The 11633-nt window shown below is 46.3% G+C and carries 2 protein-coding genes and 6 rRNA genes; all 8 read left to right on the top strand.

Annotation, left to right across the window (positions count from 1 at the left end; all coding sequences use genetic code 11):
* Positions 1-17: 17 nt before the first annotated feature.
* Entirely contained in the window at positions 18-335 is a 318-nt protein-coding gene (locus ACW5YJ_RS00040) for a YbaB/EbfC family nucleoid-associated protein (RefSeq protein WP_002484224.1), read from the top strand.
* Between the two features lie 4 nt (positions 336-339).
* A complete protein-coding gene (gene recR / locus ACW5YJ_RS00035) occupies positions 340-936 on the top strand; it encodes a recombination mediator RecR (RefSeq protein WP_017723276.1) in 597 nt (198 codons plus the stop codon).
* 527 nt (positions 937-1463) lie between these two features.
* Positions 1464-3016 (top strand): 16S ribosomal RNA (locus ACW5YJ_RS00030).
* Between the two features lie 288 nt (positions 3017-3304).
* Positions 3305-6227 (top strand): 23S ribosomal RNA (locus ACW5YJ_RS00025).
* An 80-nt stretch (positions 6228-6307) separates the two neighbouring features.
* Positions 6308-6422: ribosomal RNA gene (gene rrf, locus ACW5YJ_RS00020) — 5S ribosomal RNA — on the top strand.
* Between the two features lie 254 nt (positions 6423-6676).
* Positions 6677-8229: ribosomal RNA gene (locus ACW5YJ_RS00015) — 16S ribosomal RNA — on the top strand.
* Between the two features lie 288 nt (positions 8230-8517).
* Positions 8518-11440, top strand: a 23S ribosomal RNA gene (locus ACW5YJ_RS00010).
* An 80-nt stretch (positions 11441-11520) separates the two neighbouring features.
* Positions 11521-11633 (top strand): 5S ribosomal RNA (gene rrf / locus ACW5YJ_RS00005).
* Together the 16S, 23S and 5S rRNA genes form the textbook arrangement of a ribosomal RNA operon.

The raw sequence follows: 11633 nt of genomic DNA, 5'->3' as shown, positions 1-11633 counted from the left end.
TTAAGGAGGATATAATTATGCGCGGTGGCGGAAATATGCAACAAATGATGAAACAAATGCAAAAAATGCAAAAGAAAATGGGCGAAGAGCAAGAAAAGCTTAAAGAAGAAAAAGTGCAAGGTACAGCTGGTGGCGGTATGGTAACTGTAACTGTATCAGGTCATAAAGAAGTATTAGATGTAGAAATTAAAGAAGAAGCGGTAGATCCAGATGACATTGAAATGTTACAAGACTTAGTGATTGCTGCTACAAATGAAGCAATGAATAAAGCAGATGAACTTACGCAAGAACGTTTAGGTAAGCACACGCAAGGCTTAAACATTCCTGGAATGTGATCGCATGCATTATCCTGAACCAATCTCGAAACTTATTGACAGTTTCATGAAACTGCCAGGCATTGGACCTAAAACGGCTCAACGTCTGGCGTTTCATGTATTAGATATGAAAGAAGACGACGTTGTTCAATTTGCCAAATCACTTGTAGATGTTAAAAGAGAGCTAACCTATTGTAGTGTATGTGGACATATCACAGAACAAGACCCATGTTATATTTGCCAAGATAAGCAAAGAGATCGATCTGTCATCTGTGTAGTAGAAGATGATAAAGATGTTATTGCAATGGAAAAGATGCGTGAATACAAAGGACTGTATCATGTACTACATGGTTCTATATCACCTATGGACGGTATTGGACCTGAAGATATTAATATACCTAGTTTGATTGATCGCTTAAAAGACGAAGAAGTAAAAGAATTGATACTAGCAATGAACCCTAATTTAGAGGGAGAGTCGACAGCTATGTATATCTCAAGACTAGTAAAACCAATCGGCGTTACAGTAACGAGATTAGCACAAGGTCTTTCTGTAGGTGGAGATTTAGAGTATGCAGATGAAGTTACATTATCTAAAGCTATAATGGGTAGAACAGAGATGTAGCAATGCATGAAATGCATAGTAAATAGAGTATAAGGCTATTCCATTTTGGGATAGCCTTATTTTTATAAATAAAATTAAGAAAATGTAAAATAAAATAAAGTATGGATATAGGAGCTATTTTATATATATCAGTACTTTTTTAGTATTGAAAAACGCTGAAAAAAGGACTTTAATTACAATTGATGATTTAAAGTTTGGTTTTTGCTAATAAAGCTAGGTTCTTAAAGAGAGTAAGTGTAAATTTTACCGTTGTTAAAAGGTTTTTATACGTGTATAGTATTTACTTGTCGGACGAAACAAAACGACAAACATACAAACGAAACATAAAAAACAATTTCAAAAAACTTCTTGACTTTCTGAGTTAAAGAGAGTAAAATTGTTTCTTGTGGTTGAAGAAATGAACATTGAAAACTGAATTGCAATATGTCAACGTTAATTCCGAACGCAACATTAAATTGTTGGTTCAAAACAAGTGTTAGAGATAACACAAATTAGTATTTTATGAGCTAATCAAACATCATAATTCATTTATGGAGAGTTTGATCCTGGCTCAGGATGAACGCTGGCGGCGTGCCTAATACATGCAAGTCGAGCGAACAGATAAGGAGCTTGCTCCTTTGACGTTAGCGGCGGACGGGTGAGTAACACGTGGGTAACCTACCTATAAGACTGGGATAACTTCGGGAAACCGGAGCTAATACCGGATAACATTTGGAACCGCATGGTTCTAAAGTGAAAGATGGTTTTGCTATCACTTATAGATGGACCCGCGCCGTATTAGCTAGTTGGTAAGGTAACGGCTTACCAAGGCAACGATACGTAGCCGACCTGAGAGGGTGATCGGCCACACTGGAACTGAGACACGGTCCAGACTCCTACGGGAGGCAGCAGTAGGGAATCTTCCGCAATGGGCGAAAGCCTGACGGAGCAACGCCGCGTGAGTGATGAAGGGTTTCGGCTCGTAAAACTCTGTTATTAGGGAAGAACAAATGTGTAAGTAACTGTGCACGTCTTGACGGTACCTAATCAGAAAGCCACGGCTAACTACGTGCCAGCAGCCGCGGTAATACGTAGGTGGCAAGCGTTATCCGGAATTATTGGGCGTAAAGCGCGCGTAGGCGGTTTCTTAAGTCTGATGTGAAAGCCCACGGCTCAACCGTGGAGGGTCATTGGAAACTGGGAAACTTGAGTGCAGAAGAGGAAAGTGGAATTCCATGTGTAGCGGTGAAATGCGCAGAGATATGGAGGAACACCAGTGGCGAAGGCGACTTTCTGGTCTGTAACTGACGCTGATGTGCGAAAGCGTGGGGATCAAACAGGATTAGATACCCTGGTAGTCCACGCCGTAAACGATGAGTGCTAAGTGTTAGGGGGTTTCCGCCCCTTAGTGCTGCAGCTAACGCATTAAGCACTCCGCCTGGGGAGTACGACCGCAAGGTTGAAACTCAAAGGAATTGACGGGGACCCGCACAAGCGGTGGAGCATGTGGTTTAATTCGAAGCAACGCGAAGAACCTTACCAAATCTTGACATCCTTTGAAAACTCTAGAGATAGAGCCTTCCCCTTCGGGGGACAAAGTGACAGGTGGTGCATGGTTGTCGTCAGCTCGTGTCGTGAGATGTTGGGTTAAGTCCCGCAACGAGCGCAACCCTTAAGCTTAGTTGCCATCATTAAGTTGGGCACTCTAGGTTGACTGCCGGTGACAAACCGGAGGAAGGTGGGGATGACGTCAAATCATCATGCCCCTTATGATTTGGGCTACACACGTGCTACAATGGACAATACAAAGGGCAGCTAAACCGCGAGGTCATGCAAATCCCATAAAGTTGTTCTCAGTTCGGATTGTAGTCTGCAACTCGACTACATGAAGCTGGAATCGCTAGTAATCGTAGATCAGCATGCTACGGTGAATACGTTCCCGGGTCTTGTACACACCGCCCGTCACACCACGAGAGTTTGTAACACCCGAAGCCGGTGGAGTAACCATTTATGGAGCTAGCCGTCGAAGGTGGGACAAATGATTGGGGTGAAGTCGTAACAAGGTAGCCGTATCGGAAGGTGCGGCTGGATCACCTCCTTTCTAAGGATATATTCGGAAACATCTTCTTACGAAGATGAAATAGGAATAACATTGACATATTGTATTCAGTTTTGAGTGCTCATTGGAGTATTCATTGCATTATTTTGTACATTGAAAACTAGATAAGTAAGTAAAATTTATGATTTTACCAAGCAAAACCGAGTGAATTAGAGTTTTTTAACAAGCTTTGAATTCAAAAAGAAATAATCGCTAGTGTTCGAAAGAACACTCACAGATTAATAACATTTTGGGTTTTCAACCGACTTGTTCGTGTTGAAAGTCAAAAAAGATTAAGTTATTAAGGGCGCACGGTGGATGCCTTGGCACTAGAAGCCGATGAAGGACGTTACTAACGACGATATGCTTTGGGGAGCTGTAAGTAAGCTTTGATCCAGAGATTTCCGAATGGGGAAACCCAGCATGAGTTATGTCATGTTATCGATATGTGAATACATAGCATATCTGAAGGTAGACGCGGAGAACTGAAACATCTTAGTACCCGCAGGAAGAGAAAGAAAAATCGATTCCCTGAGTAGCGGCGAGCGAAACGGGAAGAGCCCAAACCAACGAGCTTGCTTGTTGGGGTTGTAGGACACTCTATACGGAGTTACAAAAGAATAAACTAGACGAATCATCTGGAAAGATGAATCAAAGAAGGTAATAATCCTGTAGTCGAAAGTTTATTCACTCTTGAGTGGATCCTGAGTACGACGGAACACGAGAAATTCCGTCGGAATCCGGGAGGACCATCTCCCAAGGCTAAATACTCTCTAGTGACCGATAGTGAACCAGTACCGTGAGGGAAAGGTGAAAAGTACCCCGGAAGGGGAGTGAAATAGAACTTGAAACCGTGTGCTTACAAGTAGTCAGAGCCCGTTAATGGGTGATGGCGTGCCTTTTGTAGAATGAACCGGCGAGTTACGATTTGATGCAAGGTTAAGCAGTGAATGTGGAGCCGTAGCGAAAGCGAGTCTGAATAGGGCGTTGAGTATTTGGTCGTAGACCCGAAACCAGGTGATCTACCCATGACCAGGTTGAAGTTCAGGTAACACTGAATGGAGGACCGAACCGACTTACGTTGAAAAGTGAGCGGATGAGTTGTGGGTAGCGGAGAAATTCCAATCGAACCTGGAGATAGCTGGTTCTCTCCGAAATAGCTTTAGGGCTAGCCTCAAGTGATGATTATTGGAGGTAGAGCACTGTTTGGACGAGGGGCCCTTATCGGGTTACCGAATTCAGACAAACTCCGAATGCCAATCAATTTAACTTGGGAGTTAGAACGCGGGTGATAAGGTCCGTGTTCGAAAGGGAAACAGCCCAGACCACCAGCTAAGGTCCCAAAATATATGTTAAGTGGAAAAGGATGTGGCGTTGCCCAGACAACTAGGATGTTGGCTTAGAAGCAGCCATCATTTAAAGAGTGCGTAATAGCTCACTAGTCGAGTGACACTGCGCCGAAAATGTACCGGGGCTAAACATATTACCGAAGCTGTGGATTGTCCGTAAGGACAATGGTAGGAGAGCGTTCTAAGGGCGTTGAAGCATGATCGCAAGGACATGTGGAGCGCTTAGAAGTGAGAATGCCGGTGTGAGTAGCGAAAGACGGGTGAGAATCCCGTCCACCGATTGACTAAGGTTTCCAGAGGAAGGCTCGTCCGCTCTGGGTTAGTCGGGTCCTAAGCTGAGGCCGATAGGCGTAGGCGATGGATAACAGGTTGATATTCCTGTACCACCATAATTCGTTTTAAGCGATGGGGGGACGCAGTAGGATAGGCGAAGCGTACTATTGGATTGTACGTCCAAGCAGTAAGACTGAGTGTTAGGCAAATCCGGCACTCTTAAGGTCAAGCTGTGATGGGGAGAGGAAATTGTTTCCTCGAGTCGTTGATTTCACACTGCCGAGAAAAGCCTCTAGCTAGAATTGTGGTGCCCGTACCGCAAACCGACACAGGTAGTCAAGATGAGAATTCTAAGGTGAGCGAGCGAACTCTCGTTAAGGAACTCGGCAAAATGACCCCGTAACTTCGGGAGAAGGGGTGCTCTTTAGGGTTAACGCCCAGGAGAGCCGCAGTGAATAGGCCCAAGCGACTGTTTATCAAAAACACAGGTCTCTGCTAAACCGTAAGGTGATGTATAGGGGCTGACGCCTGCCCGGTGCTGGAAGGTTAAGAGGAGTGGTTAGCTTCTGCGAAGCTACGAATCGAAGCCCCAGTAAACGGCGGCCGTAACTATAACGGTCCTAAGGTAGCGAAATTCCTTGTCGGGTAAGTTCCGACCCGCACGAAAGGCGTAACGATTTGGGCACTGTCTCAACGAGAGACTCGGTGAAATCATAGTACCTGTGAAGATGCAGGTTACCCGCGACAGGACGGAAAGACCCCGTGGAGCTTTACTGTAGTCTGATATTGAAATTCGGCACAGCTTGTACAGGATAGGTAGGAGCCTGAGATACGTGAGCGCTAGCTTACGTGGAGGCGTTGGTGGGATACTACCCTCGCTGTGTTGGATTTCTAACCCGCACCATTTATCATGGTGGGAGACAGTGTCAGATGGGCAGTTTGACTGGGGCGGTCGCCTCCTAAAGAGTAACGGAGGCGCTCAAAGGTTTCCTCAGAATGGTTGGAAATCATTCATAGAGTGTAAAGGCATAAGGAAGCTTGACTGCGAGACTTACAAGTCGAGCAGGGTCGAAAGACGGACTTAGTGATCCGGTGGTTCCGCATGGAAGGGCCATCGCTCAACGGATAAAAGCTACCCCGGGGATAACAGGCTTATCTCCCCCAAGAGTTCACATCGACGGGGAGGTTTGGCACCTCGATGTCGGCTCATCGCATCCTGGGGCTGTAGTCGGTCCCAAGGGTTGGGCTGTTCGCCCATTAAAGCGGTACGCGAGCTGGGTTCAGAACGTCGTGAGACAGTTCGGTCCCTATCCGTCGTGGGCGTAGGAAATTTGAGAGGAGCTGTCCTTAGTACGAGAGGACCGGGATGGACATACCTCTGGTGTACCAGTTGTCGTGCCAACGGCATCGCTGGGTAGCTATGTATGGACGGGATAAGTGCTGAAAGCATCTAAGCATGAAGCCCCCCTCAAGATGAGATTTCCCAACTTCGGTTATAAGATCCCTCAAAGATGATGAGGTTAATAGGTTCGAGGTGGAAGCATAGCGATATGTGGAGCTGACGAATACTAATCGATCGAAGACTTAATCAAATTTTAAATTGTTTTGTTTTGGTTGAATCATATTTTACTTACTATCTAGTTTTGAATGTATAATTTCATACATTTCATTGTCTGGTGACAATGGCAAAGAGGTCACACCTGTTCCCATGCCGAACACAGAAGTTAAGCTCTTTAGCGCCGATGGTAGTCGGACTTACGTTCCGCAAGAGTAGGACGTTGCCAGGCAATTCCATATTGACCCTTGGGTCGTTTTTTTATGGAAGTTTTACCAAAAAAATAAAAAATAATTTTAAAAACTTCTTGACTTTCTGAGTTGAAGAGAGTAAAATTGTTTCTTGTGATTGAAGAAATGAACATTGAAAACTGAATTGCAATATGTCAACGTTAATTCCGAACGCAACATTAAATTGTTGGTTCAAAACAAGTGTTAGAGATAACACAAATTAGTATTTTATGAGCTAATCAAACATCATAATTCATTTATGGAGAGTTTGATCCTGGCTCAGGATGAACGCTGGCGGCGTGCCTAATACATGCAAGTCGAGCGAACAGATAAGGAGCTTGCTCCTTTGACGTTAGCGGCGGACGGGTGAGTAACACGTGGGTAACCTACCTATAAGACTGGGATAACTTCGGGAAACCGGAGCTAATACCGGATAACATTTGGAACCGCATGGTTCTAAAGTGAAAGATGGTTTTGCTATCACTTATAGATGGACCCGCGCCGTATTAGCTAGTTGGTAAGGTAACGGCTTACCAAGGCAACGATACGTAGCCGACCTGAGAGGGTGATCGGCCACACTGGAACTGAGACACGGTCCAGACTCCTACGGGAGGCAGCAGTAGGGAATCTTCCGCAATGGGCGAAAGCCTGACGGAGCAACGCCGCGTGAGTGATGAAGGGTTTCGGCTCGTAAAACTCTGTTATTAGGGAAGAACAAATGTGTAAGTAACTGTGCACGTCTTGACGGTACCTAATCAGAAAGCCACGGCTAACTACGTGCCAGCAGCCGCGGTAATACGTAGGTGGCAAGCGTTATCCGGAATTATTGGGCGTAAAGCGCGCGTAGGCGGTTTCTTAAGTCTGATGTGAAAGCCCACGGCTCAACCGTGGAGGGTCATTGGAAACTGGGAAACTTGAGTGCAGAAGAGGAAAGTGGAATTCCATGTGTAGCGGTGAAATGCGCAGAGATATGGAGGAACACCAGTGGCGAAGGCGACTTTCTGGTCTGTAACTGACGCTGATGTGCGAAAGCGTGGGGATCAAACAGGATTAGATACCCTGGTAGTCCACGCCGTAAACGATGAGTGCTAAGTGTTAGGGGGTTTCCGCCCCTTAGTGCTGCAGCTAACGCATTAAGCACTCCGCCTGGGGAGTACGACCGCAAGGTTGAAACTCAAAGGAATTGACGGGGACCCGCACAAGCGGTGGAGCATGTGGTTTAATTCGAAGCAACGCGAAGAACCTTACCAAATCTTGACATCCTTTGAAAACTCTAGAGATAGAGCCTTCCCCTTCGGGGGACAAAGTGACAGGTGGTGCATGGTTGTCGTCAGCTCGTGTCGTGAGATGTTGGGTTAAGTCCCGCAACGAGCGCAACCCTTAAGCTTAGTTGCCATCATTAAGTTGGGCACTCTAGGTTGACTGCCGGTGACAAACCGGAGGAAGGTGGGGATGACGTCAAATCATCATGCCCCTTATGATTTGGGCTACACACGTGCTACAATGGACAATACAAAGGGCAGCTAAACCGCGAGGTCATGCAAATCCCATAAAGTTGTTCTCAGTTCGGATTGTAGTCTGCAACTCGACTACATGAAGCTGGAATCGCTAGTAATCGTAGATCAGCATGCTACGGTGAATACGTTCCCGGGTCTTGTACACACCGCCCGTCACACCACGAGAGTTTGTAACACCCGAAGCCGGTGGAGTAACCATTTATGGAGCTAGCCGTCGAAGGTGGGACAAATGATTGGGGTGAAGTCGTAACAAGGTAGCCGTATCGGAAGGTGCGGCTGGATCACCTCCTTTCTAAGGATATATTCGGAAACATCTTCTTACGAAGATGAAATAGGAATAACATTGACATATTGTATTCAGTTTTGAGTGCTCATTGGAGTATTCATTGCATTATTTTGTACATTGAAAACTAGATAAGTAAGTAAAATTTATGATTTTACCAAGCAAAACCGAGTGAATTAGAGTTTTTTAACAAGCTTTGAATTCAAAAAGAAATAATCGCTAGTGTTCGAAAGAACACTCACAGATTAATAACATTTTGGGTTTTCAACCGACTTGTTCGTGTTGAAAGTCAAAAAAGATTAAGTTATTAAGGGCGCACGGTGGATGCCTTGGCACTAGAAGCCGATGAAGGACGTTACTAACGACGATATGCTTTGGGGAGCTGTAAGTAAGCTTTGATCCAGAGATTTCCGAATGGGGAAACCCAGCATGAGTTATGTCATGTTATCGATATGTGAATACATAGCATATCTGAAGGTAGACGCGGAGAACTGAAACATCTTAGTACCCGCAGGAAGAGAAAGAAAAATCGATTCCCTGAGTAGCGGCGAGCGAAACGGGAAGAGCCCAAACCAACGAGCTTGCTTGTTGGGGTTGTAGGACACTCTATACGGAGTTACAAAAGAATAAACTAGACGAATCATCTGGAAAGATGAATCAAAGAAGGTAATAATCCTGTAGTCGAAAGTTTATTCACTCTTGAGTGGATCCTGAGTACGACGGAACACGAGAAATTCCGTCGGAATCCGGGAGGACCATCTCCCAAGGCTAAATACTCTCTAGTGACCGATAGTGAACCAGTACCGTGAGGGAAAGGTGAAAAGTACCCCGGAAGGGGAGTGAAATAGAACTTGAAACCGTGTGCTTACAAGTAGTCAGAGCCCGTTAATGGGTGATGGCGTGCCTTTTGTAGAATGAACCGGCGAGTTACGATTTGATGCAAGGTTAAGCAGTGAATGTGGAGCCGTAGCGAAAGCGAGTCTGAATAGGGCGTTGAGTATTTGGTCGTAGACCCGAAACCAGGTGATCTACCCATGACCAGGTTGAAGTTCAGGTAACACTGAATGGAGGACCGAACCGACTTACGTTGAAAAGTGAGCGGATGAGTTGTGGGTAGCGGAGAAATTCCAATCGAACCTGGAGATAGCTGGTTCTCTCCGAAATAGCTTTAGGGCTAGCCTCAAGTGATGATTATTGGAGGTAGAGCACTGTTTGGACGAGGGGCCCTTATCGGGTTACCGAATTCAGACAAACTCCGAATGCCAATCAATTTAACTTGGGAGTTAGAACGCGGGTGATAAGGTCCGTGTTCGAAAGGGAAACAGCCCAGACCACCAGCTAAGGTCCCAAAATATATGTTAAGTGGAAAAGGATGTGGCGTTGCCCAGACAACTAGGATGTTGGCTTAGAAGCAGCCATCATTTAAAGAGTGCGTAATAGCTCACTAGTCGAGTGACACTGCGCCGAAAATGTACCGGGGCTAAACATATTACCGAAGCTGTGGATTGTCCGTAAGGACAATGGTAGGAGAGCGTTCTAAGGGCGTTGAAGCATGATCGCAAGGACATGTGGAGCGCTTAGAAGTGAGAATGCCGGTGTGAGTAGCGAAAGACGGGTGAGAATCCCGTCCACCGATTGACTAAGGTTTCCAGAGGAAGGCTCGTCCGCTCTGGGTTAGTCGGGTCCTAAGCTGAGGCCGATAGGCGTAGGCGATGGATAACAGGTTGATATTCCTGTACCACCATAATTCGTTTTAAGCGATGGGGGGACGCAGTAGGATAGGCGAAGCGTACTATTGGATTGTACGTCCAAGCAGTAAGACTGAGTGTTAGGCAAATCCGGCACTCTTAAGGTCAAGCTGTGATGGGGAGAGGAAATTGTTTCCTCGAGTCGTTGATTTCACACTGCCGAGAAAAGCCTCTAGCTAGAATTGTGGTGCCCGTACCGCAAACCGACACAGGTAGTCAAGATGAGAATTCTAAGGTGAGCGAGCGAACTCTCGTTAAGGAACTCGGCAAAATGACCCCGTAACTTCGGGAGAAGGGGTGCTCTTTAGGGTTAACGCCCAGGAGAGCCGCAGTGAATAGGCCCAAGCGACTGTTTATCAAAAACACAGGTCTCTGCTAAACCGTAAGGTGATGTATAGGGGCTGACGCCTGCCCGGTGCTGGAAGGTTAAGAGGAGTGGTTAGCTTCTGCGAAGCTACGAATCGAAGCCCCAGTAAACGGCGGCCGTAACTATAACGGTCCTAAGGTAGCGAAATTCCTTGTCGGGTAAGTTCCGACCCGCACGAAAGGCGTAACGATTTGGGCACTGTCTCAACGAGAGACTCGGTGAAATCATAGTACCTGTGAAGATGCAGGTTACCCGCGACAGGACGGAAAGACCCCGTGGAGCTTTACTGTAGTCTGATATTGAAATTCGGCACAGCTTGTACAGGATAGGTAGGAGCCTGAGATACGTGAGCGCTAGCTTACGTGGAGGCGTTGGTGGGATACTACCCTCGCTGTGTTGGATTTCTAACCCGCACCATTTATCATGGTGGGAGACAGTGTCAGATGGGCAGTTTGACTGGGGCGGTCGCCTCCTAAAGAGTAACGGAGGCGCTCAAAGGTTTCCTCAGAATGGTTGGAAATCATTCATAGAGTGTAAAGGCATAAGGAAGCTTGACTGCGAGACTTACAAGTCGAGCAGGGTCGAAAGACGGACTTAGTGATCCGGTGGTTCCGCATGGAAGGGCCATCGCTCAACGGATAAAAGCTACCCCGGGGATAACAGGCTTATCTCCCCCAAGAGTTCACATCGACGGGGAGGTTTGGCACCTCGATGTCGGCTCATCGCATCCTGGGGCTGTAGTCGGTCCCAAGGGTTGGGCTGTTCGCCCATTAAAGCGGTACGCGAGCTGGGTTCAGAACGTCGTGAGACAGTTCGGTCCCTATCCGTCGTGGGCGTAGGAAATTTGAGAGGAGCTGTCCTTAGTACGAGAGGACCGGGATGGACATACCTCTGGTGTACCAGTTGTCGTGCCAACGGCATCGCTGGGTAGCTATGTATGGACGGGATAAGTGCTGAAAGCATCTAAGCATGAAGCCCCCCTCAAGATGAGATTTCCCAACTTCGGTTATAAGATCCCTCAAAGATGATGAGGTTAATAGGTTCGAGGTGGAAGCATAGCGATATGTGGAGCTGACGAATACTAATCGATCGAAGACTTAATCAAATTTTAAATTGTTTTGTTTTGGTTAAATCATATTTTACTTACTATCTAGTTTTGAATGTATAATTTCATACATTTCATTGTCTGGTGACAATGGCAAAGAGGTCACACCTGTTCCCATGCCGAACACAGAAGTTAAGCTCTTTAGCGCCGATGGTAGTCGGACTTACGTTCCGCAAGAGTAGGACGTTGCCAG

Source organism: Staphylococcus sp. mip270_02 (assembly GCF_054031535.1).
This window is presented reverse-complemented; position numbering and strand designations above follow the sequence as displayed.

Coding starts and splice junctions, on each gene's coding strand:
- ACW5YJ_RS00040 (WP_002484224.1), top strand. CDS start 18: ATGCGCGGTGGCGGAAATATGCAACAAATGATGAAACAAATGCAAAAA.
- recR (WP_017723276.1), top strand. CDS start 340: ATGCATTATCCTGAACCAATCTCGAAACTTATTGACAGTTTCATGAAA.